This window comes from Streptomyces sp. NPDC005925 (genome assembly GCF_040638805.1).
In the GTDB taxonomy this organism is placed as follows: domain Bacteria; phylum Actinomycetota; class Actinomycetes; order Streptomycetales; family Streptomycetaceae; genus Streptomyces.
This window is the reverse complement of the sequence record NZ_JBEXVL010000026.1, coordinates 18,909-45,619: the sequence shown is the minus strand read 5'-3', so window position 1 is coordinate 45,619 and position 26,711 is coordinate 18,909. Positions and strand designations below refer to the sequence as shown.

Annotated in this window: 22 protein-coding genes; 12 read left to right on the top strand and 10 right to left on the bottom strand. The window is 72.7% G+C overall.

Features of this window, described 5'->3' with window-relative positions; all coding sequences use genetic code 11:
* The first annotated feature begins 139 nt into the window (after nucleotides 1–139).
* The 3 genes from ABZ354_RS23610 to ABZ354_RS23600 all read left to right on the top strand — a co-directional run bounded on the left by ABZ354_RS23610 (nucleotide 140) and on the right by ABZ354_RS23600 (nucleotide 3,966).
* A complete protein-coding gene (locus ABZ354_RS23610) occupies nucleotides 140–985 on the top strand; it encodes a response regulator transcription factor (protein WP_358659795.1) in 846 nt (281 codons plus the stop codon).
* A 60-nt stretch (nucleotides 986–1,045) separates the two neighbouring features.
* A complete protein-coding gene (locus ABZ354_RS23605) occupies nucleotides 1,046–2,515 on the top strand; it encodes a HAMP domain-containing sensor histidine kinase (protein WP_358659861.1) in 1,470 nt (489 codons plus the stop codon).
* A 182-nt stretch (nucleotides 2,516–2,697) separates the two neighbouring features.
* On the top strand, nucleotides 2,698–3,966 hold the full coding sequence (locus tag ABZ354_RS23600; protein ID WP_358659793.1) for an ArgE/DapE family deacylase: 1,269 nt from the start codon (nucleotides 2,698–2,700) through the stop codon (nucleotides 3,964–3,966).
* Nucleotides 3,967–4,169: 203 nt separating this feature from the next.
* On the opposite strand, the gene ABZ354_RS23595 is transcribed toward ABZ354_RS23600, so the two are convergent.
* From ABZ354_RS23595 to ABZ354_RS23580, 4 genes are all read right to left on the bottom strand, one after another.
* Nucleotides 4,170–4,676: an N-acetyltransferase family protein gene (locus ABZ354_RS23595; RefSeq protein ID WP_358659859.1), complete on the bottom strand. Its 507-nt coding sequence runs from the start codon at nucleotides 4,674–4,676 to the stop codon at nucleotides 4,170–4,172.
* Nucleotides 4,677–4,777: 101 nt separating this feature from the next.
* Complete coding sequence (locus ABZ354_RS23590) at nucleotides 4,778–5,041, bottom strand: hypothetical protein (RefSeq protein WP_358659791.1); 264 nt, start codon at nucleotides 5,039–5,041, stop codon at nucleotides 4,778–4,780.
* Between the two features lie 327 nt (nucleotides 5,042–5,368).
* A complete protein-coding gene (locus ABZ354_RS23585) occupies nucleotides 5,369–5,785 on the bottom strand; it encodes a hypothetical protein (protein ID WP_358659789.1) in 417 nt (138 codons plus the stop codon).
* Nucleotides 5,786–5,816: 31 nt separating this feature from the next.
* On the bottom strand, nucleotides 5,817–6,284 hold the full coding sequence (locus ABZ354_RS23580; RefSeq protein ID WP_358659787.1) for an SHOCT domain-containing protein: 468 nt from the start codon (nucleotides 6,282–6,284) through the stop codon (nucleotides 5,817–5,819).
* A 595-nt stretch (nucleotides 6,285–6,879) separates the two neighbouring features.
* On the opposite strand from ABZ354_RS23580, the gene ABZ354_RS23575 reads away from it, so the two are divergent.
* On the top strand, nucleotides 6,880–7,506 hold the full coding sequence (locus ABZ354_RS23575) for a potassium channel family protein (protein WP_358659785.1): 627 nt from the start codon (nucleotides 6,880–6,882) through the stop codon (nucleotides 7,504–7,506).
* Between the two features lie 281 nt (nucleotides 7,507–7,787).
* Here ABZ354_RS23575 and ABZ354_RS23570 read toward each other — a convergent pair whose 3' ends face one another.
* The 4 genes from ABZ354_RS23570 to ABZ354_RS23555 form a co-directional block, all read right to left on the bottom strand.
* Nucleotides 7,788–7,985 carry a hypothetical protein gene (locus tag ABZ354_RS23570; protein ID WP_358659783.1) on the bottom strand — a complete coding sequence of 66 codons (198 nt, stop codon included), beginning with the start codon at nucleotides 7,983–7,985 and terminating at the stop codon, nucleotides 7,788–7,790.
* Between the two features lie 306 nt (nucleotides 7,986–8,291).
* Nucleotides 8,292–9,923 carry an MFS transporter gene (locus tag ABZ354_RS23565; RefSeq protein WP_358659781.1) on the bottom strand — a complete coding sequence of 544 codons (1,632 nt, stop codon included), beginning with the start codon at nucleotides 9,921–9,923 and terminating at the stop codon, nucleotides 8,292–8,294.
* Between the two features lie 294 nt (nucleotides 9,924–10,217).
* Complete coding sequence (locus ABZ354_RS23560; protein WP_358659858.1) at nucleotides 10,218–12,887, bottom strand: LuxR C-terminal-related transcriptional regulator; 2,670 nt, start codon at nucleotides 12,885–12,887, stop codon at nucleotides 10,218–10,220.
* 500 nt (nucleotides 12,888–13,387) lie between these two features.
* Complete coding sequence (locus tag ABZ354_RS23555) at nucleotides 13,388–14,062, bottom strand: hypothetical protein (RefSeq protein WP_358659780.1); 675 nt, start codon at nucleotides 14,060–14,062, stop codon at nucleotides 13,388–13,390.
* 393 nt (nucleotides 14,063–14,455) lie between these two features.
* On the opposite strand from ABZ354_RS23555, the gene hemL reads away from it, so the two are divergent.
* From hemL to ABZ354_RS23515, 8 genes are all read left to right on the top strand, one after another.
* Nucleotides 14,456–15,772, top strand: coding sequence for a glutamate-1-semialdehyde 2,1-aminomutase (gene hemL, locus ABZ354_RS23550; RefSeq protein ID WP_358659778.1), 1,317 nt, complete (start codon nucleotides 14,456–14,458; stop codon nucleotides 15,770–15,772).
* A gap of 77 nt (nucleotides 15,773–15,849) precedes the next feature.
* Nucleotides 15,850–16,497, top strand: coding sequence for a histidine phosphatase family protein (locus ABZ354_RS23545; protein ID WP_358659857.1), 648 nt, complete (start codon nucleotides 15,850–15,852; stop codon nucleotides 16,495–16,497).
* A gap of 163 nt (nucleotides 16,498–16,660) precedes the next feature.
* Nucleotides 16,661–17,944 carry a hypothetical protein gene (locus ABZ354_RS23540; protein ID WP_358659855.1) on the top strand — a complete coding sequence of 428 codons (1,284 nt, stop codon included), beginning with the start codon at nucleotides 16,661–16,663 and terminating at the stop codon, nucleotides 17,942–17,944.
* Between the two features lie 133 nt (nucleotides 17,945–18,077).
* A complete protein-coding gene (locus ABZ354_RS23535; RefSeq protein ID WP_358659776.1) occupies nucleotides 18,078–18,710 on the top strand; it encodes a TlpA disulfide reductase family protein in 633 nt (210 codons plus the stop codon).
* 1 nt (nucleotide 18,711) lies between these two features.
* Nucleotides 18,712–19,482, top strand: coding sequence for a cytochrome c biogenesis protein CcdA (locus tag ABZ354_RS23530; RefSeq protein ID WP_358659774.1), 771 nt, complete (start codon nucleotides 18,712–18,714; stop codon nucleotides 19,480–19,482).
* Nucleotides 19,483–19,485: 3 nt separating this feature from the next.
* Nucleotides 19,486–21,231: a cytochrome c biogenesis protein ResB gene (locus ABZ354_RS23525; protein ID WP_358659772.1), complete on the top strand. Its 1,746-nt coding sequence runs from the start codon at nucleotides 19,486–19,488 to the stop codon at nucleotides 21,229–21,231.
* Nucleotides 21,228–22,373 (top strand): c-type cytochrome biogenesis protein CcsB, encoded by a 1,146-nt coding sequence (gene ccsB / locus ABZ354_RS23520; protein WP_358659771.1) that lies wholly within the window; start codon nucleotides 21,228–21,230, stop codon nucleotides 22,371–22,373. Before ABZ354_RS23525 ends, ccsB begins: the two co-directional genes overlap by 4 nt.
* A gap of 167 nt (nucleotides 22,374–22,540) precedes the next feature.
* On the top strand, nucleotides 22,541–22,966 hold the full coding sequence (locus ABZ354_RS23515; protein ID WP_358659769.1) for an SRPBCC domain-containing protein: 426 nt from the start codon (nucleotides 22,541–22,543) through the stop codon (nucleotides 22,964–22,966).
* Here the strand turns inward: ABZ354_RS23515 and ABZ354_RS23510 are convergent, their stop codons facing one another.
* Entirely contained in the window at nucleotides 22,967–24,502 is a 1,536-nt protein-coding gene (locus ABZ354_RS23510) for a hypothetical protein (RefSeq protein ID WP_358659767.1), read from the bottom strand.
* A 17-nt stretch (nucleotides 24,503–24,519) separates the two neighbouring features.
* A complete protein-coding gene (locus tag ABZ354_RS23505; RefSeq protein WP_358659765.1) occupies nucleotides 24,520–26,652 on the bottom strand; it encodes a hypothetical protein in 2,133 nt (710 codons plus the stop codon).
* Between the last annotated feature and the right edge of the window lie 59 nt (nucleotides 26,653–26,711).

The following is a 26,711-nucleotide window of genomic DNA, read 5'->3' as shown; positions in this document are numbered from 1 at the left end:
GCGGGTCGGCGGCGTGAGAGGGCGCGCGTCTCGCGTTGAGCCGGGTACGGCGGGTCGGCGGGGTGAGAGGGCAGTAAGAAGCCGGGGCGGTCAGGGGTCCGTCACGCGGCCGGCCGCGGCGGCTTGGCAGACTGGACCCGTGCCTCACACCGTGCTGCTCGCCGAAGACGACCGCGCCATCCGGCACGCCCTGGAACGTGCCCTGACCCTGGAGGGCTACGAGGTCACCGCGGTCGCCGACGGTGTCGAGGCGCTGGCACAGGCCCACCGCGGCCGGCCCGACGTGCTGGTGCTGGACGTGATGATGCCGGGCATCGACGGCCTCCAGGTGGCCCGGGTGCTGCGCGCCGAGGGCGACAGCACGCCGATCCTGATGCTGACCGCGCTGGTCGAGACCGCCGACCGGATCGCCGGCCTCGACGCGGGCGCCGACGACTACGTGGTCAAGCCGTTCGACGTCGAGGAGGTCTTCGCACGGCTGCGGGCCCTGCTGCGCCGTACGGGGGGCGGGAGTGGTGCCGGGGACGGGGGCCGGCCCGATGCTCCCGAGTCCCCCGGCACGCCCGGCACCCCCGGCACGCCGGACGGGGCGCCGCCCGCCGCGCCCGGCTCCGTGCCGCCCGGCGCGCCCTCCGGCGCCTCTCGCGGTGCGTCTTCCGGCGTCGCCGGGGAGCAGCCCGCCCGGCCCCACCTGCGCGCCGCCGGACTGCGGATGGACCCGCGGGCGCGGCGCGCCTGGCGCGGGGAGCGGGAAGTGGAACTGACCCGCACGGAGTTCGCGCTGCTGGAGCTGCTGGTCCGTAACGCGGGCGTCGTCCTGGACCACTCCACGATCTACGACCGCATCTGGGGCTACGACTTCGGTCCCGGTTCGAAGAATCTCGCCGTCTACGTCGGCTATCTGCGCCGCAAGCTGGACGAGCCGGGAGCCCCGCAGCTGATCCACACGGTGCGCGGTGTGGGTTACGTGCTGCGGGAGGACTGAGTGGGCGGCGGCCGGGGCGTCGGCTGGTCCGGCGGCCGGCCCGGGGGCCGGTTCGCGCGGCTGCTGGGGCGGCGGCGCTTCCGGCTGCTGTCGCTGCGGACCACGTTCGCCGTGTCGTTCGCGGCGGTCACGGCCGCCGTCACCGTCCTCGTCGGCATCCTCTCCTACAGCGCCGCCGCCCGGCTGGTGCGCGTGGACCAGCAGACGGTGTTCGACGAGGTCGTGCAGGACGTACGCAACGAGGTGCGGCAGGCCCGGATGACGCCGGGGGACTTCTCCTCCTCCGCGCCCGGACACGACCTGCTGCGCCCGGCCCGTACGGACGTGCAGGTGCTCGGGCCGGACGGCGCCGTCCTGGACCGGGGCAATCCGGGGCTGCCGGTCACGGTCGCCGACCGGGCCGTCGCGGGCCACGCCACCGCCGGACGGCTGACCGCGCACATGGACGTCGGCGTCGGCGGCGGCGTCTACCGCGTCGCGACCGTCGCCCTCGGGGGCGGCCGGGGCGCGGTGCAGGTGGCGCAGTCGTTCAGCGACACCGAGGACCTGCTGCGTTCGCTCCAGCAGCGCACGCTCGTCACGACCACCGCGGTGGTGGTCGGCGCAGGGCTGTTCGGCTGGTGGCTGGCGCGGCGCATCACCCGCCGCCTCGTGGTCCTCACGTCCGCGGCCGAGGACGTCGCCCGCACCCGGCGGCTCGACATCCAGGTGCCGGTGACCGGCTACGACGAGGTGGGGCGTCTCGGCCGCGCCTTCGACCGCATGCTGGGCCGGCTCGCCCAGTCCGAGGAGGACCAGCGGCGGCTGGTGCAGGACGCGGGCCACGAGCTGCGTACGCCGCTGACGTCGCTGCGTACGAACATCTCCCTGCTGCGCCGCATCGACGAACTCCCGCCCGCCGCCCGCGAGGAACTGGTCGCCGACCTGAAACAGGAGGCCCGTGAACTGACCGACCTGGTCAACGAGTTGGTGGACCTGGCGGCGGGACAGTCGGACAGCGAACCGCCGCAGCGGGTCGACCTCGCGGACATCGCCGAGGACGTGGCCGGTCTGGCGCGGCGGCGCACCGGCCGGGAGATCGTGGTCCGCGCGTACGGCGACACGGCCGCCGAGGGCCGGCCGGGCCTGCTGACGCGGGCCGTGTCCAACCTCGTGGAGAACGCGGCCAAGTTCGACCGGGAGGGCACGGCGCCCATCGAGATCGCCGTCGCCGGCCCGGCCGGTGACGGGATCCGGCCTCGTCCGCACGGGGGGACGCCCGGCGGCCCGGTCCGCGTCGAGGTGCGCGACCGAGGGCCCGGCATCACCGACGGTGACCTCGGTCATGTGTTCGACCGTTTCTACCGTGCCGCCGACGCGCGTTCCCTGCCCGGCTCGGGCCTCGGACTGTCCATCGTCCGCGAGGTGGCGCTGGGCCACGGCGGGGCCCCGTTCGCGTTCCGGCGGGACGGCGGCGGCGCGGTGATCGGCTTCACCGTGGGCGGCGGCGACGCGAGGACGGAGGGGGAGGGCGTGCGCGGTTCCGGGTGAGGGGCGCGGGGACGGGGCGTGAGCAACCTCACCAGTGCCGTTCCGGGCAGGGGAGTGCACAGTTCTGGCTGAGCCGCGGTGGACGGGCGAGCCCGGGAGAGTGAAGTCGATCGCTCCCGAGCAGACATGCGGAGGGGGCGGGCGGTCCGTCCGTCCCGTGACCGAAGGGGAGGGCCGACAGCGTGCTGAGCGACGACGAGGCCGCCGCGCTCGCGGCGATCGACGAGAAGGAACTCGTGCGGACCCTGCAAGAGTTGATCACCATGCCGAGCGTGACCGGCAGTCCCGCCGAGTCCGAGCTCCAGCATCAGCTCGCCGGGCGGCTGGAGTGGCTCGGCATGGACGTCGACCTGTGGTCCATGGACCTGCCCGAGCTGTACGCCGACCCGGGCTTCCCCGGTGCGGAGGCGCCGCGGGACGAGGCGTGGGGCCTGGTCGGCACGACCCCGGACGGTGGCGCCGACGGGCCGACGCTGGTCCTCCAGGGCCACGTGGACGTCGTACCGCCGGGCGACCTCGGGGCCTGGGAGGGCGACCCGTTCGTGCCGAGGATCACCGGGGACGTGGTGCACGGGCGGGGCGCCTGCGACATGAAGGCCGGTCTCGCCGCGAACCTGGGCGCGCTCACGGCGATACGGTCGGCCGGGATACGGCTGCGCGGCCGCGTCGCCGCGCACTTCGTCGTCGGCGAGGAGGACGGCGGGCTCGGCGCGTTCGGCACGCTGCGGCGCGGACACCGCGGTGACGCCTGCTTCATCTCCGAGCCGACCTCGGGCGCGGTCATCACGGCCAACGCGGGCGCGCAGACGTTCCGGCTGTCCGTGCCCGGCCGGGCGACGCACGGCAGCACGCGCGACGAGGGCGTCAGCGCGGTCGACGCGTATCTGCCGCTGCACCGTGCGCTGGCCCGCCTGGAGGCCGAACGCAACCTCGACCCGGACCCGCTGATGGCCCGGTACCGCATCCCGTACGCCCTGTCGGTCGGTACGGTCCGCGCCGGCGACTGGGCGAGCAGCGTGCCCGACCTGCTGATCGCCGAGGGGCGCCTCGGGGTGCGGCTCGGAGAGGACCCGGCCGAGGCGCGCGACGCCTTCGAGCGCTGTGTGGCCGAGACGTGCGCCGCCGACCCCTGGCTGCGGGACCACCCGGCGACGGTGACGTGGCCGGGCGGGCGCTTCGCCAGCGGCCGCCTGCCCGCCGGGCACCCGCTGACGGACCTCGTGCGCTCCGCCCACGCCGACACCGCCGGAGGCCCCGCCCTGCCGGAGCGAGGGGCGCCGTACGGCAGTGACCTGCGGTTGTACTCCGCGGCCGGCATCCCGACCCTCCAGTACGGGCCGGGCGACGTCCGGGTGGCGCACAGCCCCCGGGAGGCGGTGGCGGTACGCGAACTGGTGGAGGTGACGCGGGCGCTGGTGGTCGCGGTGCTGCGGGTGGTGGGGACGCGGTGAGGCGCCCCGGGCGTCCGGGCGGGGGCGGGTGACGTGACGTGGGGGCGGGCCCGGCGCTGTCCGGGGTGGCCGGCCCGCTGATCGCGGCGCCGGTGCCGGTGGCGCTGGTGCGTGTGCCGCCCCGGCGGCGGGAGTCCGGCGCCGCCGCCCGAAGTACGGCCCGGGGGGACGCCGCCCCCGCCATGTCGCGTGCGGCCCGGTCGTCAGCCGACGGCCGGGCTGCGGCGCTCCACGAGGACGACGTCCCGCCACCGGCCGTGGTGGTGGCCGACCCGTTCGCGGACTCCGACGACACGGAAGCCGGCCCGCTCGTGCAGGGCGAGGCTCGCGGTGTTCTCCGGGAAGATCCCGGACTGGATCGTCCAGATCCCCGCCGCCTCCGTCGACGTGATCAGCGCCTCCAGCAGCGCGGCGGCCACTCCGCGGCCCCGGGCGGCCGGGGCGACGTACACCGAATGCTCCACGACACCGGCGTACGCGCGACGGTCGGAGACCGCGGAGACCGCGACCCAGCCGAGCACCGCCCCACCCTTGTCCTCGTCGTCCGCGTCCGCGTCCCTGTCCGCGTCCAGGACGACGAAGCGGTGCTCGGGCAGCTTTGCCGCGTCGAACGCCCGCCAGGCGGGGGCCGTGGTCTCGAATGTGGCGTCGCCCTCGTCGATGCCCGCCTGATAGATCGCCAGGACCTCGCCGGCGTGCGCGGGGGACATGGGGATGACGTGGTGCGGGGGCGGCGAGGACTCCCGGGTCACGGGCGTTCCGGCATGAACGAGGGAGGTGAGCGCCGTGGCCGTTCGCGCCGGCCGGGGCATCACACCGGCCGTCGGGAGTGCCGGTGGGACCGCCTACGCACGGTGAAGAGGCAGGCGAGGCTGCCGAGGCCCCACGCGATGAGGAGGGCTCCCCACAGGGGCATGGTCACCATCGGAACGAGAAGGCGGATCTCGACACTCGTACGGTTCTCGAAGATGAAGACCAGGGCGATCGCGGTGATCAGGACGAACGGTACGAGGCGGCGGACGCCGGGGCGCGAAAGGAACGGCTCTTGTGCCTTGTCTGTGCTGCTCTGAGTCATGAGATGTCTCTCCATCACGTTGCCCCCACGTCCAGCGTCCCCGTGCGGCGCGGGGCACGCCACCGAAGTGACCGCCTCGTCCCGCCGGCCTCTGCCTCCCGGCCGTGGGCCCCTCGCGCCGGCCGCGGGTCGCGGGCGCAGGCCCGCCCGGTGGCGCCGGACGGGCCTGCGGGAGGCGGCAGCGCGGACAGGCGGGCGGGCGCGGCACGAGCCTCGCCGTGGACGCCTGCCACGCCTGGTCCGCCCGGACCGCCACCCCGTGACCTCACGTGTCGCCCCTTCCTCGCTGCCGCCCGGCGAGTCCGGTGTTCCCTGGACAGGTCCTGGCTAGAGATTGCCGCCGTGCCGCACCACGCACAAGGCCCAGATGATGAAGCCGGAGATGGCGATCATGATGACGGACCACACCGGGTAGTACGGCAGGGAGAGGAAGTTGGCGATGATCACGAGTCCGGCGATGGCGACGCCGGTGACGCGCGCCCACGTCGCCGTCTTGAGCAGACCGGCGCTGACGAGCACGGCCAGTGCACCCAGAACGAGGTGGATCCAGCCCCAGCCGGTGAGGTCGAACTGGAAGACGTAGTCGGGCGTGGAGACGAAGACGTCGTCCTTGGCGAGGGCCATGATGCCCCGCAGGACGTCGAGTACACCGACGAGGAAGAGCATCACGGCCGCGAAGACGGTCAGACCGGTCGCCCATTCCTGTTTCGCGCTTTGCCCCGAGTGGGTGTGTGTCGCCATCATCGTGGACCTCGTTTCGTGGGATGCGGATACTTCAGCGGGCGGAGACGCCGGTGCCGGACGTGCCCGCGTGGCCCGCCGGACCGTGCCCGGTCAGGACCAGTTCTTTCGCCCTGTGGAACTCCTCGTCCGTGATGGCGCCCCGGTCCCGGATCTCGGAGAGCCGGGCCAGCTCGTCGACGCTGCTGGTCCGGCCGTCGGCCACGGTCTTCCTGAGGTAGGCGTCGAAGTGCTCCTGTTGCGCACGGGCCTGTGCCGTCTCCCGGCCGCCCATGTTCTTGCCGCGTGCGATCACGTAGACGAACACACCCAGGAAGGGCAGGAGGATGCAGAACACCAGCCAGCCGGTTTTCGCCCAGCCGCTCAGTCCGTCGTCCCGGAGGATGTCGGCGATGACGCGGAAGAGCAGGATGAACCACATGATCCACAGGAAGATCATCAACATGGTCCAGAAGGCTCCCAGCAGCGGGTAGTCGTATGCCAGGTAGGTCTGTGCGCTCATGTCCGTCCTCCGTCCGGGAGCCCGGCAGTCGTGCGGGGCTGGCTTCAGAGTGGTCCCAGGACCCACCGTGCTGCCTCACCCGGTGCGGGTGAGTGTGGTCGCCGGTGGGCGTCCCTGCCCGCAAGCGGCGGCCGTTCACGGCTCTCGCCCGGTGCGCGGACGGGTCCGCCGGTCCGGCAACCGCCGCGAGGACCACCGGGACGATCAGGGCGGCCGACGCGATACCGGGGACCAGTGCCACCGCGGCGACCGTGGGGTTCCGGAGCAGCAGGGCCGGCGATCCTGCGGAGGGCCGGGGTCACGGCCGCTCCTTCCGCGGTCGTCACGGTCGCCGAGGTCGGGCCGTGGCGGCGGGTGCGCCCGGTCCGCGGGGGGTGAGTAGCGCGGAGCGCGGCCCGCAGGCCGAGGGCGACAGCACGGCCAGCGGCGGCCCGGGCAGCGGGCCGCAGTGCACGGAACTGACCGTTCCAGGATCAGGGCCGGCGCCCGGGCCCGGGTCACCCGTCAGGGGTGATCCCGCGATGCCGTCGGGGCAGCGAGGTGGGAAACGGGAACGATCGGCCCACTGGGCCCGGACGAGCCGAAGAGACGTGAGATGAGCGATACGACCACAGACGACGGGGGCCGCGGCGCGCCCGGGCCGTCCGCCCTCGGCCGGCTCCGTTCCCGGCGAGGCGCTGCGGTCGTCGCTCTCGTACGTGCCACGTTCATCGTCGTCGGCCTGGTGTCCGCCTACTATCTGCTGCCCCTGGACGAGCGCCGTACGGCCGGCGCGTCCCTGCTGCTGGTGGGCGGCCTGCTGGCGGTCTTCCTGGTGTTCGGGTGGGAGGTGCGGGCCATCACCCGCTCGCCCCACCCGCGCCTGAGAGCCGTCGAGGGACTGGCCGCCACGCTGGTGCTGTTCCTGGTCCTCTTCGCCGGCTCCTACTACCTGCTGAGCCGCCTTGCGCCCGGCTCCTTCAGCGAGGCACTCACCAGGACGGACGCGCTGTACTTCGCGCTGACCACGTTCAGCACCGTCGGCTTCGGAGACATCACGGCGCGCTCCCAGACGGGGCGGATACTCACGATGGCGCAGATGGTGGGCGGCCTGCTGCTCTTCGGCGTCGCCGCCCGGGTACTGGCGAGCGCGGTGCAGACGGGGCTGAACCGACAGCGGCGGGAGTCGGCGGCCCAGACCCGGCCCGGCGCCGGTCCCGCGGAGCCGGAGACCGGACCATGACCTCACGGCCGGGGGTCGGCGCACCGCACCGGACCCACCGCTGATCACCCCGCTCGGGGATCTCCCGGCCGACCCCCTGTGAGCCGGCCGGGAGGAGGACCGGCAGCGGCATCTTCCGCGGCCGGACCCACGGCACCGGCTTCGACGGGAGGGGCCGGGACTGAACGAACGCGGAGACGGAGCCCTGCGGGTGGCCCGCCGCTCCGACCGGATCACCGACGAGCAAGCCGTGGGGCCGGCCCGCCGAGGAACGGCCGGGGCGGCGCACACCGCCAGTGGCGTCACTCCGGCAGCTGCCGCATTTCCATGACGCGCAGGCCCAGTGACTGGCAGCGCGTGAGCAGCCCGTACAGGTGGGCCTCGTCGATCACCGTGCCGAACAGGACTGTCTGGCCGGACATCACCACGTGTTCGAGTTCGGGGAACGCGTTGGCCAGCGTCTCCGACAGGTGTCCCTCGACGCGGATCTCGTAGCGCACGAGTGGCACCTCCACCGGACGGGCTCGGGACACCGCCCGGTTGGTCAATGCGGACGGTGTCACTGTGACGATCGTCCGCCCTGTCGCGTCCCGGCGACCTCACCCGGTACAGGTGACTCGGGCCCGCCGGGTCCAGTGCGACACCGCGTTCTCGACGACGACGATGGGTGGGCCGAGCAGTACGCCGGCCGACGCGTTGGTGGCGACGAGCCGCCCCGGGGCTCCCGCGCAATGAGCAGCGGTGAGCCCGGTGACGGACCAGCCCACCCGCACGGCGACGGTGACGACGCAGGCCGCGGGCAGGGCTCAGCCCGCCGGTCCGGTCGTCCCGGCCGGGCCGGCGCCCGGAGCGGACCCGGACGGACGGCCCGCCCGGGCGGTCGGCAGACGGGTGGTGACCAGGAAACTGGCGAGCGCGACGCCGCCCGTCGCCAGGATCGCCGCCTTCAGCCCGTCCAGCTGAGCGGAGGCGTAGGAATCGGTGACGGCCTCGACTTCCGGCGGTGGCAGTCCGGCCCGCTCGGCCGCGGCACGCACCTGCCCGGTGGAGACGAAGGTGATGCCGGCCTCCAGGCGGACCCCGACCTGTTCGCGGGTCGCGGGGGACAGCCGCGGGTCGTCCGCGACCTGGTGGGTGAAGGCGTTGGCCAGCGCGCCCACCAGGATCGAGCCGATGAGCGCGGTGCCCAGCGCGGAGCCGAGATTCTGGGCCGTGAACTGGAGCCCCCCGGCCTCGCTGCGCTCGTCCTCGCCGACGCCGGACTGGACGATGTTGCCGAGCTGCGAGGCGAGGAGTCCGACGCCGACGCCCAGCACGGCCATCGCCCCGGCGAACTGTGCGTCGTCGATGACCGGATCGACGGTGGCCAGGAGCCACACGACGGCCGCCGTCAGAATCGCCAGGGCGAGCCGCACCACCCGGCGTGACCCCACCCTGCGCCCCAGCGAGGATCCGCACAGGGAGGTCACGAGCATGGTGGCGGACACGGGAAGCAGGCGCAGCCCGGTCTGGAAGGCGTCGAAGCCCTGCACCACCTGGAGGTACAGCGGGATGGCGAAGAACAGGCCGAGGAGGATGAGGTTCTGGCTCAGGAGGGTCGTCAGGCCGGCCCGCAGCACGGGCCTGTCCAGCAGAGCCAGGTGTACCAGAGGGTCGGCGCCCCGGCTTTCCCTCCGCCGCTCCCAGAGCCGGAAGACGGCCAGTACGGCGGTCCCGGCGCCCACGACGAACAGGGTGGGGGCGAAGCCGAGGACCGTGAAGGGGGGATTGCGTGGCTCCACCCAGCCCCAGGTGCTGCTCTGCAGCACCCCGAGCACGCCCAGCCCCAGCCCGGCGGCGGAGAGCAACGCGCCGACCCCGTCCAACCGGGGCGGCGTTCCGGCCGGGGCGGGTGTCGCGATCACCCGTCGGCACAGCAGCACGGCCACGACGACCAGGACCTCGCCGGCGAAGACCAGCCGCCAGGTGAGGTACGTCGTCATCCAGCCGCCGAGCAAGGGGCCGACCGCGATTCCCGCCCCGGCGAGGCCGCCGACGACCGCGTAGGCGACGGCCCGGTCCCGTCCGCGGTACGACTCCGCGACGAGGGCGGTCATGGCCGGCAGCACCATGGCCGCCCCGAGCCCTTCGACGACGGACCAGCCCAGCGTGAGGATCCACAGCGTGGGCGCCACGGCGGTCACGGCCGACCCGACACCGTAGACGGCGAGTCCCGCGAGGAACATGCGGCGCCGCCCCAGCACGTCGCCGAACCTGCCGCCGATGAGCATGAAAGCCGCCATGACCAGGGCGTACAGGGTGATGACGGCCTGGATCGCGGTGACCTCCGTGTCGAAGTCCTCGACCAACCGGCTGATGGACACGTTCATGACGGAGGTGTCCAGGACCATCAGGAACTGGGCCGTACCGAGGACCGCCAGGGCCCGCCAGCGCTTCACGTCGTCCCACCTCGCTCGGTCGGCCCGGTACGCCGGGCCGGGGACGTCCGCGCGGCCACCAGCGACCGCGCCGCTCCCGTCACCGCGTTCCGGCGTACGTTCTTTCCATCGGACCCGACGGCGGCGCAGGGTGCCTCACCCCTCGCGGGGGAGGGCCGCTGCGGCCGGCGACATGGACGGGGCCGCCCGCCGCGCGGTCCTTCGCCCGGCGGGCCGTGGTGCTGCGGCGGGCGGGGCCACGGACAGGGCACGTCCGCCGCGAGCGAGGCCGGCGCACGCGTCCCGGACGCTCTGTCACAGCAGGCCGAGGTCGCGCGCCCGGTGCACCGCGTCGCTGCGCCGGTTCACCGCCAGTTTCCGGTACGCGCTCTTGAGGTGGGTCTTCACCGTGTTGACCGACACGTACAGATCGGCTGCGATCTCCTCCGTGGTCATCATGCGGGCCAGCCGCCGCAGGACATCACGCTCGCGTCCGCTCAGCTCCACCGCCACCAGGGGCACGGGGCCGGCCCCGTGCCCAGGCCGTTCACCGTGCCGTCGCGGTCGGCCGACCTCGAGCCAGCCCTCGGCCAGTTCGTGCAGCGGGGCCGTGGCCAACAGGGGCTTGATCCAGTCCCCCGTCTGGAGGAAGGGGCGCCGCAGGCGCTCCCGCCGGGCGTCGAGAAGGGCCCGCGCGAGGAGTCTGCGGGCGGTGGCCGCATCTCCCGACTCCTGGGCGGCGCGGGCCTTCACCAGCGCCGTCCCCACGCCCACCGCAGGGCCGGTGCGTCCCTCGGCGCGGATGGTGCCGAGCAGGTCGACGGCGGCCCGGGGACGCCCCGCGGCGACCTGGATCGCCGCGGCTTCCACGGCGCACACCGGTTGATCGCCGCGGACGCCGTGGAGCACCCGGGCGGCCTCGTCCGGCCGTCCTTCGGCCAGGCGGGCGGCAGAGAGGACCACCGCCGCCTGGCTCTCCGCCCAGGGGGACACCACGGCTGTCGGAAGGGCGGGCGCCGCCGCCTCCACGGCGGCGGCGGCTTCACCGCTGTCGAGGAGGAGGCGCGACGTGGCAAGGGCCCGCCCCGCCGTCGGCACCGGATCGTGCACCCGGGCCGGGAGCGGGGCCGTCTCGTCGAGCAGGGCCCGGGCTTGGTCCAGTTCCTGGCGGTCCACGGCCACGGCGGCCAGGACCAGCCGGGCGAGGCTCACGCCGGGAGGCCGCGGCAGGCCCGCCCGTTCCCCCTCCGACACCGCGGCCAGGGCCCTGCGTTCCGCCCGGCCGAGCCAGCCGTTCAGGTAGTCGAGCAGGGCCAGGTGCCCCATCGACTCCGCCCGGGGCAGCGCGGTGGCAGCTCCGCCCGGGGCACCGGCCACCGTGGTCAGTACGGCACGCGCGTCGTCGAAACGCCCTGCCCAAAGCCGCGCCGAACCCACGTGTGTCATCAGCAGCGCGGTCAGTTCCGGGTGCTTGTTCAGCAGGCGCTCCGGCAGGTCCTGCCGCAGTGCCGCGGCGGTCGCGGCGGCCCGCTCGGCCCTCGGCGGGCATCCGGTGAGCCGGGCGGCGAGCGCTTCCAGCAGCGTGCAGCTCAGCCGGGCAGCCGCCAGGTCGGGAGAGTCGTCGGCGTCGGACAACTGCTTCTCCGCCCGGCGCAGGTGGGGCAGGCCGTGATCGAGGTCGCGCCGGGCCAGGGCGCCGGCCGCCCGCACGAGGTCGCTCGCCGGGCTTCCGGCGCCGGGTGCCATGCCGGCGAAGAGCCGGGCCAGGTCGCTGGAGTGCAACCCGGTGAAGAGGTGGCCGATCGCGAGGTCGTCGATGAGGGCGCCTGCGGTGAGGTCCCAGTCGCCACCGGCGGCACCGTGGGCGAGGGTCTCCGGGACGAAGCCGGAACGGCGCAGCCACCGCGCGGCCCGCACATGCAGTTCCTGCTCCACACCGGGCATGCGTTCGTGCAGGTGAGCCCGGAGGATCTCCCGGAAGAGCGGGTGCAGTCGATACCAGGAGTGCCCCAGCCGCTCGATGAAAGCGTTCTCCCGGTGCAGCTCGGCGAGCAGCAGTTCGGCGTCGGTCCGCAGGGTCAGGGCGTCGGCCAGGTCCGGACAGAAACGGTCCAGGACGCTGACGCGCAGCAGGAGGTCCTGGGTCGCGCTTGTCCTTCCTTTGAGAACCTCGGCCAGCAGAAAGTCCGCGACCGTGCTGTGGTCCGCCTCGAACTCCTTCAGGTACCGCTCGGGATCGGCGCTCTCCCGGGCCGCCAGGGCGGACAGGCGAAGCCCGGCGGCCCAGCCCCGGGTGCGCTCCACCAGGGCGGACGTGGCCTGCACGGAAAGGTGCAGGCCGTGAAGCCGCAGCAGCTCGTCGGCTTCCGCGGGAGTGAAGGACAGCTCGGAGCCGCGGATCTCCGTCAGCGCGTCGGTGGCCCGGTAGCGGTGCAGGGGGAGCAGCGGTTCGGTACGGGTGACGAGGACGAGACGCAGCCCCTGCCCGGCGTGGTGCGAGACGAACTCCAGCTGTTCCGCGATCTCGGGAGTGTTCATCCGGTCGTACTCGTCGAGCACGAGGACCGTGGGGTCGTCACGGGCGTTCAGCTCGGCGGAGAGCGCGGCCAGCAGCCCTCGTCCGACGCCGATCGAGTCCGCGGGGGCGCCGGCCACCCGCACCCCGCAGGCGCGCAGGGCCTCGAAGACGTAGGCCCAGAAGGTTCCGGGCTGCCGGTCTTCCGCCTCCACGGTCAGCCAGGCGACCGGCTCCCGCAGCCCGGCGGCCCAGTCGGCCGTCAAAAGGGTCTTGCCTGCCCCGGCCGCGCCGTTGACCAGCGTCAACGGCGTCGTGAAAGCCTGGTGGAGATGCCCGACGAGCCGCTGCCGCCGCAGGAACGTGGCCGGCCGCGCGGGAAGGGCGAACCGCGTGCGCAGAAAGGGATCCCCAGGGGGGTCGGCGTACGGGACGGCCGGGTTCGGGGCGTTGTCGTAGTACTCGGCCATGGTGCTCACCACCCTGTCCGTCTGCGTCACGTCGCGGGCGACGCTGTCCCTCCCCCCAGCTTCCCAGCACTCCCCGCCCGGTGCGCGACACGTCGCCCGGTGGCGGCCCTGTCACGGCCCGTACGGAGACCCGGCGCCGATCGGACCCGGCGAGCACGGGCCACAGCGTGCTCCGGTTCCCCGCGGGCGCGCGGCAGGGTGTCGTCCTCGGCGGCCGGAGTGCCGGCCTCCTCGTTCCGCGCGACGTCCCCCATGGTTCAGCGTGGTGCACGACACGGCGCGACCGGCACCCCGTCCGCCTTCGCCAACCGTCCTGTTCCCGGGGCGGCTTGTGCCGCGAGCACACCGGAAGCCCCGCAGCAGAAGTAGTCGTAGGTTCGTCCGGCGTGCCCCTGGGTGGGCCGGACGGGCAAGGTCCGGTCGATCACGACAGACCGTTCGGGCCGGCAGCGAAAAGGGCGAGCTCCGAAGACCCCGCCCGCAACCAGCAAAGCCCCGGCTCAGGGCCACACCAGGCAATAGGGCTGGTGCCCCGCCTCATGGAGGCGATGTGAGAAGTCCTGCCACTCGTGCAGCAACTGGTACACGTTGAACGCGTCCCGCGGCCCCCCGCGGTCCGGCACCGTGGACCAGATGAAGGCCGCCGCGCCGACCGTTTCCTCGCCTATGCCGCGCAGGGGGTCGACGACCGTCATGGGGAGTTTGACGACCGCGTAGTCGGGGTGGAGGACGACGAGCTCCAGGGGCGGCACGCGGTGGAGGGGGACGCCCTCTATGCCGGTCAGCACCATGGCGGCCATGGTCTCCGGCTTGATCTTGGTGAACATGCCGTTCATGCCGAGCTCGTCGCCGCCGAGTTCCTCCGGGCGCATCGAGATCGGGACACGGGCCGCGGTCGCGCCGTCGGGCGCACCGAAGTACTTGTACGTCACCCCCACCCGACCACCATTCCTGCCCCCCGTCGCCGGAGTCCCCGGACTTCCCGGCATTCCCGGAGTCCCCGGGCGCTCCGCCCTGCGGTCGATCAGCCGGTCTGCCGGCTCGGGCTCGCCCGGTACACCGTGTGTCTGACGTGCTTCGGTCGTTTCCTCCGCGTCGCGCCGGTGCCTGCCCCGCCGGGCACGTCGAGGACCCAGGTCGTCAGTCCCCTCGCCCAGTCCGCCACCGCGATGCATATCTCCACCCGACTGCTTTTCTAGGACGCGTGTCCCCCGCCGCGCAACCCGATCATCGTGTCAGTGACCTCCCCCACGTCCGTCCGCCGAAACGTACGCCGAAACATCAGTCCGTGGGGGGCCGCACGCGCGCGACGGCGGGTCATGAACACCATGCCGGGACGTCACGTCCCGCGTGACATCTCCGTATCGGACCCCAGTCTCGCAGATCAGCGGGGTCCCGGCCCGGGACTGGGGAAGGTCCGGGAAGCGCGGGGGCCTACTCTGATGAGGTCACTGGCAAGGGGGAGTCCGAAAGCAGTCGGGCCGGCGTCCGGAAGTAGTCGGCCGGGGTTCGGTCTCCTTCGGAGAAGGCCGTAAAAGGTTCGAAGAAGGTCGGAGAAGTCGCAGGTCATGAGCGAATCGGCATATCCATACGAAGCACCGGGCTCGCAGGCTCTGTTCGACCGTGCGGCGGCCGTCACGCCCGGCGGCGTGAACTCCCCGGTGCGGGCCTTCCGTGCCGTCGGCGGCACGCCCCGGTTCATGGTGTCCGGCACCGGTCCGTATCTGACCGACGCCGACGGGCGCGAGTACGTCGACCTGGTGTGCTCCTGGGGTCCGATGATCCTCGGGCACGCGCACCCGGAGGTCCTCGCCGCCGTGCAGGCGGCCGTCGCGCGCGGGACGTCCTTCGGCACGCCCGGCGAGGGCGAGGTCGCGCTCGCCGAGGAGATGACCGGCCGGGTCGGGCCGCTGGAGCAGGTGCGCCTGGTGTCCAGCGGGACCGAGGCCACCATGTCGGCGATCCGGCTCGCGCGCGGGTTCACGCAGCGCAGCAAGGTCGTCAAGTTCGCCGGCTGCTACCACGGGCACGTCGACTCGCTGCTCGCCTCGGCCGGCTCCGGCGTCGCCACGTTCGCCCTGCCGGACACCCCGGGTGTGACCGGGGCCCAGGCCGGCGACACGATCGTCCTGCCGTACAACGACCTGGACGCCGTGCGCGCCGCCTTCGCCGCGCACCCCGGTGAGATCGCCTGCGTGATCACCGAGGCCTCGCCCGGCAACATGGGCGTCGTGCCGCCGATGCCCGGCTTCAACCAGGGCCTGGCGGACCTGTGCGCCGAGCACGGCGCGCTGTACGTGTCCGACGAGGTCATGACCGGGTTCCGGACCAGCCGCGCCGGGTGGTTCGGCGTCGACGGGGTGGTGCCCGACCTCATGACCTTCGGCAAGGTCATGGGCGGTGGCTTCCCGGCCGCCGCGTTCGGCGGTCGCGCCGACGTCATGGCGCACCTCGCGCCCGCCGGGCCGGTCTACCAGGCAGGCACCCTCTCCGGGAACCCGGTCGCCACCGCCGCCGGGCTCGCCCAGCTGCGGCTGCTCGACGACGCCGCCTACGCGAGGATCAACGCGGTGTCGGCGCAGATCCAGTCGCTGGTGTCCGAGGCGCTGAGCAAGGAGGGCGTCGCGCACACCGTGCAGAGCGCGTCCAACATGTTCTCCGTCTTCTTCACCGACCGGCCCGTACGCAACTACGAGGACGCCAAGGCGCAGGAGTCGTACCGCTTCACCGCGTTCTTCCACTCGATGCTGGCGCAGGGCGTGTACCTGCCGCCGTCGTCCTTCGAGTCCTGGTTCGTCTCCACGGCCCACGACGAGCAGGCCGTGTCCAAGATCGCCGACGCCCTCCCGGCGGCGGCCCGCGCGGCTGCGGAGGCAACGGCGTGAGCGGGGCCAACGAGACCAACGGGACCAACGAGACCGAGGTCAAGAAGAGGGACGCCGAGCGCACCGTCGTGCATCTGATGCGCCACGGTGAAGTCGCCAATCCGGACGGGATCCTGTACGGGCGGCTGCCCGGCTACCACCTGTCCGAGCTGGGCCTGCGGATGGCCGACCGGGTCGCCGACCACCTCTCCTCGCGCGACGTCACGTACGTCGTGGCCTCCCCGCTGGAGCGGGCGCAGGAGACCGCGACGCCCATCGCGAAGGCGCACGGCCTCGATCTCGACACCGACGAGCGGCTCATCGAGGCCGACAACGTCTTCCAGGGCAAGACCTTCGGCGTCGGCGACGGCGCGCTGCGCAGGGCGGACAACTGGAAGCACCTGTTCAACCCGTTCAAACCGTCCTGGGGCGAGCCGTACCTCGACCAGGTGGTGCGGATGATGGGCGCGCTGCACTCCGCCAAGGACCGGGCGCGCGGGCACGAGGCCGTGCTCGTCAGCCACCAGCTGCCCATCTGGATCGTGCGGTCCTACGTCGAGAAGCGACGCCTGTGGCACGACCCGCGGCGGCGGCAGTGCACGCTCGCGTCCCTGACGAGCTTCACGTTCGAGGGCGACAGGATCGTTTCCGTCGGTTACACCGAGCCGGCCCGCGATCTCGTCCCGCCCCATCTCCTCGCCGGAGCGAAGCCGGTGAAGGGGAAAGGCAAGGCCTTCGGGGCGTAGCGGGTGCAAGGGGCATAGCGGCGGAGAAGGGGGCGCGCCGCCTTCTCCGTTGTTCATATCTCGTGAAAATCTGTTACGGATCCCGCGCATACGAACGGGAACGTCTGCGATCGTCGCGTCCTCTCAGTGAATGACCACTGAGGACGTGACGATCGGGGACACCATGCGCACTCTCTCCCGCCGGGGAATGCTCGGACTCGGCGCGGGGGCCGCCGCCGCGGCATCTCTCGCGGCGTGCGGCACGAACAAGGCGGGCGGCGCGACCCATGCCGGAGGTTCGGGCGACGGCCCCGACGGGTCGGGCACGCCCGGCCCGACCGCGCGGCCGATCGGCGACGGTTCCACCGCGTACACCGGCAAGCAGCCCCACGGACTCGCCGCGCCCGTGCCGCTGGAGCCCGGTGAGACCCCGCCGCAGTTCGTCGTCTTCTCCTGGGACGGGGCCGGCGAGGTCGGCAACGGCGTGTTCCCGCGCTTCCTCGACCTCGCGCGGGAACACGACGCCCGCATGACGTTCTTCCTCTCCGGCCTGTATCTGCTGCCCGAGTCGAAGAAGCGCCTCTACGACCCGCCGAACAACCTGCGGGGCGCCTCCGACATCGGCTACCTCTCCGACGACCACATCAAGCAGACGCTGAAGAACGTCCGCCGGGCCTGGCTCGACGGGCACGAGATCGGCACCCACTTCAACGGTCACTTCTGCGGCGAGGGCTACGGCTCCGTCGCCCACTGGACGCCGAAGCAGTGGCGCTCCGAGATCGACCAGGCCAAGCAGTTCGTCACGCAGTGGCGCACCAACACCGGCTGGACCGACCTGCCGTCCCTGCCGTTCGACTACGACAAGGAACTCGTCGGCGGCCGTACGCCCTGTCTGCTCGGCCGGGACAACCTGCTGCCCACCGCCCGCGAGCTCGGCTGGCGCTACGACGCGTCCTCGCCCGGCGGCCTCCAGGTCTGGCCGGACAAGCGGCAGGGGCTGTGGGACCTGCCGCTGCAGCAGATGCCGTTCCCGGGGCACAGCTTCGAAGTGCTCTCCATGGACTACAACATCCTGGCCAACCAGTCCGTGAACTCCACCAACGCGCCCGCCTACAACTACCCGGCCTGGCGCGAGCAGGCGGCCCAGGCCTACATATCCGGATTCAAGCGGGCGTACGAGACGAACCGCGCCCCCTTCTTCGTCGGCAACCACTTCGAGCAGTGGAACGGCGGCATCTACATGGACGCCGTCGAGGACGCCCTGAAGCACATCGCGCGGGAGCGGGACAAGGGCGCCGACATCCGGCTGGTGTCGTTCCGGCAGTTCACCGACTGGCTCGACGTGCAGCGGCCCGAGGCGCTGGCCCGGCTGCGCACCCTCGGTGTGGGGCAGGCGCCGGCCGGCGGCTGGAAGACCTTCCTCGCGGACGAGGGCGCCACCGCCTCCGGGACCCCCGCCACCCCCTGAAGCCACGCCGGTCCCTGAATCCTGCCGCCGTCCGGACTCCGCCGGGGAGCGCGTAAGCGCCGCCTGAAATGCGGGTTCCCACCCGCCAGGGGGGTGCCCAAGATCCCCGGAACGGACATGCGAAACTTTTCACATGAGTGCCGCCAGCCGCACCCCCCGGCGTTCCCACCGCACCGGCCGCGCCCGCCGCCGTACCGCCCTGACGACCACCGGCGTCGCCGCGGCAGCGCTCCTGCTGTCCGCGTGCGGCTCGGGCGGCACCACGGGCGGCGGCGGCAACACCGGCTTCGTCACCGGCAAGGACGGCATCGCCACCGTCAGGAAGGGCGGGCGGACCGCCGTGCCCGACCTGTCCGGGCCCACCGTCGACGGCAAGCGGGTCGACGTGGCGGACCACAGGGGCGAGGTCGTCGTGATCAACGTGTGGGGCTCCTGGTGCCCGCCGTGCCGCCTGGAGGCCAAGAACTTCGAGAAGGTCCACCAGGACCTCAAGGACGAGGGCGTCGCGTTCGTCGGCATCAACACCCGCGACAGCTCCGTCGGCCTGGCCCGCGCCTTCGAGAAGAACTACGGCGTCACCTTCCCGAGCCTGTACGACCCGACGGGCAAGCTGATGCTGCGCTTCGAGAAGGGCACCCTCAACCCGCAGGCCGTCCCCTCCACGCTCGTCGTCGACAGGGACGGGAAGATCGCGGCCCGCACGCTCCAGGCGCTCACCGAGGACCAGCTGCGCAAGATGATCGACCCGGTCCTCGCGGAGAAGTGACGTGACCCCGGTGCTGACGCTCGCCGAGGCGGGCCCCAACGGCACGGTGCTCAACGGCGCCCTGCTGGTCGCCCTGCCCATCGCGCTGCTCGGTGGCCTCGTCTCGTTCTTCTCGCCCTGCGTCCTGCCGCTCGTCCCCGGCTACCTGTCGTACGTGACCGGCGTCACCGGCACCGACCTCGCCGAGGCACGGCGCGGCCGGATGGTCGCGGGCTCCTCCCTCTTCGTCCTCGGCTTCACCGCCGTGTTCGTGTCCGGCGGCGCGCTGTTCGGCTACTTCGGCTCCACGCTCCAGGAACACCGCGAGATCCTGAGCAAGGTGCTCGGCGTGCTCATGGTCGTCATGGGCGTGTTCTTCATGGGCCTCATGCCGTGGCTGACCCAGCGCGAGTTCCGCCTCCACAAGCGGCCCGTGACCGGCCTGCTCGGCGCGCCGCTGCTGGGCGCGCTGTTCGGGATCGGCTGGACGCCCTGCATCGGCCCGACCCTGTCGTCCGTGCTGGCGCTCTCCTCCGACCAGGCCAGCGCCGGCCGTGGCGCCCTGCTGACCGTCGCGTACTGCCTCGGACTCGGCGTCCCCTTCGTCCTCGCCGCGGTCGCCTTCCGCAAGGCCCTCGGCGCCTTCGGCTGGGTCAAGCGCCACTACGTCTGGGTGATGCGCACCGGCGGCATCATGATGATCGTGACCGGTCTGCTCCTGCTGACCGGCGCGTGGGACAGCATCGTGCAGCACATGCAGACCTGGTCCAACGGCTTCACTGTGGGGATCTGACCGATGAGCGACACCACCACCAGCACCACCGACAAGGCCCCCGCCTCCGTCCCGGCCCCCGCGCCGGGAGAGGACCGGGAGCTCGGCGAGGCCGGTGCCCAGCTGTCCACCGCCCCGGCCGAGGACGCGCCGAACCTGCCCGCCCTGGGCGTCGTCGGCTGGATCCGCTGGTTCTGGCGCCAGCTCACCTCCATGCGGGTCGCGCTGCTGCTGCTCCTGCTGCTGTCGCTGGGCGCGATCCCCGGGTCGCTGATCCCGCAGACCGGCTCGGACGTCACCAAGGTGGAGGAGTTCCGGCAGCAGCACGGCACGCTCGCGCCGCTCTACGACAAGCTCGGCCTGTTCAACGTCTACAGCTCGGTGTGGTTCTCGGCGATCTACATCCTGCTGTTCGTCTCCCTCATCGGCTGCATCGTCCCCCGCACCTGGCAGTTCGTGGGCCAGCTGCGCGGCCGGCCGCCGGGCGCCCCGCGCCGACTGACCCGGCTGCCCGCCCACACCACCTGGCGCACCGCGGCCGAGCCCGAGGAGATCCGCGAGGCCGCCCTCGCACTGCTGCGCAAGCGGCGCTTCCGGTCCCACGTCGTCGGTGACGCCGTCGCCGCCGAGAAGGGCTACCTGCGGGAGACGGGCAACCTCGTCTTCCACCTCGCGCTGATCGTGATGCTGATCGCGTTCGCCTGGGGCCAGCTGTTCAAGTCCGAGGGCAACAAGCTGATCCTTGAGGGCGACGGCTTCGCCAACACCCTCACGCAGTACGACGACTTCAAGTCCGGCAGCCTCTTCACGCAGGACGACCTGGACGCGTTCAGCTTCGTCCTGGAGGACTTCACCGGCACGTACGCGCTGACCGGCCCCAACCGCGGCACGCCCCGCGTCTACAAGGCCAGGGTCACCTACAGCGAGGGCGCCTACGGCAAGGACAAGACGGCCGTCATCAACCCCAACGACCCGCTGGAGGTCGGCGGCTCCAAGGTCTACCTGGTCAGCCACGGCTACGCGCCGATCGTCACCGTGAAGGACGCCGGGGGCCACGTCGTACTCGACCGCACGGCTGTGCCGCTGCTGCCGCTGGACGGCAACGTGACGTCCTCCGGCGCCATCAAGGTCATGGACGGCTACCGCAACGCCGAGGGCGTCAGGGAGCAGCTCGGGTTCAACGCGTTCTTCCTGCCCACCCACGGCGGGAAGGGCTCGACGATGCTGTCCCAGTTCCCGTCGCTGCTGAACCCGATGCTGGCGCTGTCCGCGTACCACGGCGACCTCGGCGTCGACTCGGGCGTCCCGCAGAGCGTGTACCAGCTGAACAAGAAGAACCTGAAGGAGTTCAAGGACACCGACGGAGAGCTGTTCAAGAAGCAGCTCAAGATCGGCGAGACCATGACCCTCCCGAACGGTGCCGGCACCGTCACCTTCGACGGCGTCAAGGAATGGGCCGGCTTCCAGATCGCCCGGCAGCCGGCCAGCGGCTGGGCCCTGGCCGGCTCGCTCGCCGCGATCCTCGGTCTCGCCGGTTCCCTCTTCATCCAGCGCCGCCGCGTGTGGGTGCGCGCGGTCAAGGGCGCCGACGGCGTCACCGTCGTCGAGATGGCCGGGCTCGGACGCAGCGAGTCCGCCAAGGTGCCCGAGGAGCTCGGCGAGCTCGCCGGGATCCTGTACGAGCGGGCGCCGGGTCCCCCCGACCCCGAACCCGACCCCGAATCCTCCGATTCTCCTGCCGTACCTGCCGAAGGGGCTGAGAAGCAGTGACTCTCGCCGCCGCAACCGACCTGGCCGCCGCCACCAACGAGAACCTCGCGCACATCAGCAATGTGCTGATCTACTCCGCGATGGCCGTCTACACCCTGGCCTTCTTCGCGTACATCGCCGAATGGCTCCTCGGCAGCCGCAGCAAGGTCGGCCGCACCGCCGCCGCGCTGACCGCCGGGCCGGCCGAGGACAGGACCGGGGCCGCGGCCGGTGGTCCGGCCGTCACGGTGCAGAAGGCCGGCGGCACCGCCGTACTGGAGCGCCCCGAGGTCGTCGTCCGGTCCTCCTCCGGCGCGCGCGACGTGCCGGACGGGCCCGGCGCGCACGGCGGTGACGAGCAGGGCGACCTGTACGGCCGTGTCGCGATCTCGCTGACCGCCCTCGGGTTCCTGCTCGAAGCCGGCGGTGTGCTCGCCCGCGCGCTGTCCGTGGAGCGGGCGCCGTGGGGCAACATGTACGAGTTCAACATCACGTTCTCCACGGTCGCCGTCGGCGTGTACCTGGCGCTGCTCGGCCTGGGGAAGAACATCCGCTGGCTCGGCCTGCCGCTGATCACCACGGTCCTGCTCGACCTCGGACTCGCCGTCACCGTGCTCTACACGGCGAGCGACCAGCTCGTCCCGGCGCTCCACTCGTACTGGCTGTACATCCACGTCTCCACCGCGATCTTCTGCGGGGCGGTCTTCTACGTCGGCGCGGTCTCCACGCTGCTGTACCTGTTCAAGGACAGTTACGAGAACAAGATCGCGAACGGCGGCACGCCCGGCCGGTTCGCCGACTCGGTCCTCGACCGGATGCCCGCCGCGGCCTCCCTCGACAAGTTCGCCTACCGCGTCAACGCCGCCGTCTTCCCGCTGTGGACGTTCACGATCATCGCGGGCGCCATCTGGGCGGGCGACGCCTGGGGTCGCTACTGGGGCTGGGACCCCAAGGAGACCTGGTCCTTCATCACCTGGGTCGCCTACGCCTGCTACCTGCACGCCCGCGCCACGGCCGGCTGGAAGGGCCGCAGGGCCGCCTACCTGGCCCTGATCGCGTTCGGCTGCTGGCTGTTCAACTACTACGGCGTGAACATCTTCGTGTCCGGGAAGCACTCGTACGCCGACGTCGGCCTGGGCGTGCTGAGGTCCGCCGGATTCTGAGGCCCGGATTCTGAGGCCCGGACGGCGCGGCCCGGCCTTCGCGGCCCGGCTTTCGCGACGGACCGCGAGAGCCGGACCGCGGGATCCGGACCCCGAGACCCGATTCCCGGGGTCCGGATGCCGGGTCCGGAGGTGAGGAACCCCTTGTGCGGGGTCACTCGGGAACCATGACCGGATCCGTCGAACAGGGCACCAGCGACACCCACGGGAACACGCGCCTCCTGCACTTCCTGGTGCGGCTTCCCCGGCCCGTGGAGAAGGTCTGGCCCGCGCTCGCCACCGAGGTCGGGCTCGCCGCCTGGTTCACCCCGGCGGACGTCCTCGAACCCCGCCTCGGCGGCGAGGTCGCCCTGCGTGACACCGGGGCGGGGCAGGTCACCGCGTGGGACGTGGAGCGGGTCGCCGAGTACACCGTGGAGGGCGGCGGACGTCTCCGCTTCCACCTGGAACGCGACGGCGACACCGGCACCACCCTGCGCTTCACCCACGAGTTCCGCGGGTCCGGGCCCTTCGAGCAGCGCTGGCGGACCCGCTTCGAGCGGCTGGTCGAACTGCTGGAGGAACGGCAGCCGGGCGCGCCCCCGTCGTCCTGATCACGACGACGGCAGGCACTCCTTGCCGGGCGGCTCGTCGTCCTCCGGCCAGGCGTTGCGGACGAAGCGCGGCTTGACGTCCGGGGTGAGCTCCACGATCGGCACGGCCTTGTTGTACGGATTGCCGTGCACGTCCAGGCAGATCCAGCCGCTCGCGCCGCGCACCTTCAAAGAGCCCTTCACCAGCGACCACTGCAGCCCCACGTCCGCCAGCGGCGGCACCGTCCTGCCCTCGGGCGTGGCCCCGCGGACGCCGTGCACGGCCAGCTGCATGGCGTCGTACGCGATGATCAGCTGGCCGTCCTCCAGGGCGACCGGGCCGATCGGGCCGACCTTCTCGCGATCGCTCTGCGCCTGCGTCACCAGCCGTTCCAGAGTCTGGAAGTCCTTGGCGGAGCCGCCGGTCGCCGGTGTCTTCTCCCGCCACGCGTCCGGGTGGGCGAGCGTCGTGTAGCGCACGGTCAGGTGGGGGCTCAGCGCGTGGGGGTCGAGGTCCTGGTCACCGGTGAGGTACGAGCCCTCGTCGCCGGTCAGCAGCGTGAACTCGCGGTCCTCGCAGCCGCGCCCGCCGAGCGCGTTGATGAACTGCCGCAGCTGGGTGTGGCGTCCGGCGAAAAGGATCTTGTCGGTGCTCTTCGGGGTGTCGCACACCAGGTCCGTGATCTGCCGGAACGTGTTGGGGGTCGTGCCCTCCTGGCTGCGGTCGGCGGGCGGCGTGAAGGGCTGCGGCTCGTACGGCGAGCCCTTCAGCAGCTGCGCGAACGACGTCTTGAGCGTATTCGTGTACGGGTCGCCCGGCTTGTCGTACACCAGCAGCGCCTCGCCGGGCTTCACCTTCGCGAAGTGCGTGAGCGCGCGGGCCTGGTCGGTGTTGGTGGGGGAGACCCGGGCCAGACCGGGGAACGGGTCGGCGCCGTGCCGGCCGTTGGCGAGGTCGTCGGCCGTGATGGAGGAGCCGATCACCGGGATGCCGCGCCGGGTGAGTTCCCGTACGGCCTTCGTGGTGTTGTCGGTGCTCTGCCCTATCCCGGTCACCGCCCGCAGCCGGTCCGGGCCCTTCGTCATCCGCTCCAGCTGGTCGACGGTGTACTCCCAGTGCACCCCGCCCGCCCCCGGGTTGGCGAGGGCGAGCCGGATCGAAGGCGTCTGCCCGTTGGCGGAGTGGTTGGCCCGGTACTGCGCGAGATAGCTGCCCTGGAGCTGGTGCAGGACGTGGTTGACGGTGTCGCGGTCGGTCGCGGTGTACGGCTCCAGCAGCGCCACCGTGACGTAGTCGTCCGGCTTCAGCGACCTGTTCTCCCGGTCGATCGCCGCCACCAGGTCCCGCAGCCGGGGCTGGTCGAAGTCGTACGCCCCCGTCGCCACGCCCACGCACTCCGTGCTTCCCTCGGGCCGCACCACACCCTCGGCGCAGGAACGGTCCTCCTTGGTGACGGCGCGGACGGCGTAGAACAGCCCGGCCACCAGCGCCGCGCACAGCAGCAGTGCCCCGTACCGCCGCAGCGGGATCTCCCAGACGTGTTCCCGTAACCGCATCCTGAATCCGCGGACCATCATGCCTCCCCGTCCTGGCTGTCGTCGTCGTCCGGAACCGCCGGCGGCCGTCCGGCGAGCGCGGCCTCGGGCCACTCCCGGGAAGCCCGCCACAGCAGCGCGTTGCCCGCCGGCCGCAGGTTCGACAACTGCTCCAGTTCGAACCGCAGCCGGTCGCACACCTTCGGATCGGGCAGCGCGAGCGGGTCCGTGAGCAGCCACACCCCGTGCAGCAGCCGCCGCACCCGCAGATGCAGCGGCGCGTCCACCCCGTCCGGCACCGGGTGCTCGGCGTCGGTGCGGCCGAGCGCGACCGACGCGCGCCGGTCGGCGTGCCCGGCGAAGTCGTTGCCCTCGGCGTCGTGCGCGTGGAAGTAGGGCGCCGACGCGACGAAGCACAGGGTGCGCAGCCAGGCCCGGGTGTCCATCGTGAGGAAGGTGTCCCGCAGGTGGGCGACGGCCGTGTCCGGGGCGCCGAGGGCGAGTTCGTGGTGCAGCCGGTAGCGGGTCCGGGAGACCGGCTCCCCGGCGCCCGGGGAGCCGTCGTCCCCGTCTGCGTCGTCGGGTGGCGCGTAGTGGGTGATCAGTGTCTCGTGCGCCACCCGCCACCGCTCGTGGTCCGCGTCCAGGTGGTGCAGCCGCAGGAGCAGCAGGGTCCGTATGAACGGGTCGCCGACGAACTGCCCCGGCGCCGTCGGCAGCCCCTCCCGGGCCAGCCGCGCCTGGAGGGCCCGTACGTCCGCCGGGCCGAAGTCGTCCGGCAGCAGCGCCTCGGCCAGCGCGCACGCCGAGTCGTGGTCGTGCGCGGCGGCCAGCACCGTCAGCTCCTGGAGCCGGTCGGCGGGCACCAGCCGCGCCAGCAGCTCGCGGTAGGCGGCCATCCCCTCCTGGTCCGCGGCCGGCCGCAGCTCGGCCGTCAGCAGCCGGTTCAGCGAGCCCACCTCGGGCAGATGCTGTGCCGCCGCCCGCGCCAGCAGGGCTATGCCGAGCGGATTGCCGCCGGTCAGCCGGTGCGCGGCGTGCGGCAGCTGCGGCGGCACCGGCAGCTCGGAGCAGGCGCCGCCCACGATGTTCAGTGTGTCGTCGGGGCCGAGCGGCGGCAGCGACACCAGCAGTGCCCGCGACGAGGGGGCCGCCGGGTCCGGCGTCCAGTCGCTGCGCCGCGCCACCTCGGCCAGATCACGCCGGACGGCGTTGCGCAGTCCGGTGGTTCCCGTACCGCGCAGGGTGCCGATGAAGGCGACCTGGTCGGTGACACCGTCGGCGCGGTCCCGCAGTACGGCGTCGACCAGCCCGGGCCCGGGCGGGGCGTGCGTGTTGTCGAGGAGCACGAGGGGCCGGCCCAGCCGCCGCATCCGGGGCAGCACCCCGGCGTAGGCCTCGGTCAGGTCGGCGAGCAGCGCCCGCACGAGATACCGCTCGGCGTGCTGCCGCGAGGTGCCGCCCGCGCGGAAGTGCCCGGACAGCAGGATCAGCCCGCGCCGGGCGTGCCCGCCGGCGTTGGGGTAGTCCCGGTACCAGGTGGCGGCCCGCTGGTGGCGCCGGAGCACCACGCTGTCCGTCACCGAGTCCAGCGTCGCCTCGATCGCCGCCGCAAGCAGCGGTCCGGTGTCGCTCGCCTCGGCGGTCACCTTCGCCACGACCCGGCCCGCCCAGCGCGCGGCGAAACCGGCCAGTCGTAGGCCGCCCTCGTTCAGCAGCAGGATGCGTTCCACCTCGCGCCGGATCCGGTCGGAGTCGGCGTGCTCCCAGCCGCCCGCCGCCACCGCGACGAGCCCCGGCACCAGCCGCGGGAACTGCAGGCGCCCGGCGCCCGTCACCGGTTCCGCGAGCTGTTCTGCGATCACCAGCAGCGCCTGCGCCACCGGTGACCACGCCTCGGCGGGCCGCTGGGCGGGCGGCGCCGTGAACTCGCCGTCCTCGCAGTCGATCAGAGCGACCGGCGTGTGTCCCTTGTAGGCGTCCCGCAGCTCGCGGAGCACCGCGCTCTTGCCCAGCCCCCGGCTTCCGGTGAACACCACGAGAGGCAGCTCGCGCTCGTGCTCGTAGGGATGCGTGCGGTGCTGATGAGGGCGCAGGCCCACGAGCCGCGGGGCGAGACCGGCCGGGTCCATGTCGAACAACGCACCCCGCCCGTGCAACCGTCTGTGCACCGCTTCTCTCCCCCCAGAGTTTTCCCTACAGACTACGGAGTGTGAGTTGGTTCACACCA

Bases quoted from the DNA above. Each gene is read 5' to 3' on its own strand.
- ABZ354_RS23595 (WP_358659859.1), bottom strand. From the start codon at position 4,676: ATGTCCCCCGCGCACGCCGGCGAGGTCCTGGCGATCTATCAGGCGGGC.
- ABZ354_RS23590 (WP_358659791.1), bottom strand. From the start codon at position 5,041: ATGACTCAGAGCAGCACAGACAAGGCACAAGAGCCGTTCCTTTCGCGC.
- ABZ354_RS23585 (WP_358659789.1), bottom strand. From the start codon at position 5,785: ATGATGGCGACACACACCCACTCGGGGCAAAGCGCGAAACAGGAATGG.
- ABZ354_RS23580 (WP_358659787.1), bottom strand. From the start codon at position 6,284: ATGAGCGCACAGACCTACCTGGCATACGACTACCCGCTGCTGGGAGCC.
- ABZ354_RS23575 (WP_358659785.1), top strand. From the start codon at position 6,880: ATGAGCGATACGACCACAGACGACGGGGGCCGCGGCGCGCCCGGGCCG.
- ABZ354_RS23560 (WP_358659858.1), bottom strand. From the start codon at position 12,887: ATGGCCGAGTACTACGACAACGCCCCGAACCCGGCCGTCCCGTACGCC.
- ABZ354_RS23555 (WP_358659780.1), bottom strand. From the start codon at position 14,062: ATGCATCGCGGTGGCGGACTGGGCGAGGGGACTGACGACCTGGGTCCT.
- hemL (WP_358659778.1), top strand. From the start codon at position 14,456: ATGAGCGAATCGGCATATCCATACGAAGCACCGGGCTCGCAGGCTCTG.
- ABZ354_RS23545 (WP_358659857.1), top strand. From the start codon at position 15,850: ATGCGCCACGGTGAAGTCGCCAATCCGGACGGGATCCTGTACGGGCGG.
- ABZ354_RS23540 (WP_358659855.1), top strand. From the start codon at position 16,661: ATGCGCACTCTCTCCCGCCGGGGAATGCTCGGACTCGGCGCGGGGGCC.
- ABZ354_RS23535 (WP_358659776.1), top strand. From the start codon at position 18,078: ATGAGTGCCGCCAGCCGCACCCCCCGGCGTTCCCACCGCACCGGCCGC.
- ABZ354_RS23525 (WP_358659772.1), top strand. From the start codon at position 19,486: ATGAGCGACACCACCACCAGCACCACCGACAAGGCCCCCGCCTCCGTC.
- ABZ354_RS23515 (WP_358659769.1), top strand. From the start codon at position 22,541: ATGACCGGATCCGTCGAACAGGGCACCAGCGACACCCACGGGAACACG.
- ABZ354_RS23510 (WP_358659767.1), bottom strand. From the start codon at position 24,502: ATGCGGTTACGGGAACACGTCTGGGAGATCCCGCTGCGGCGGTACGGG.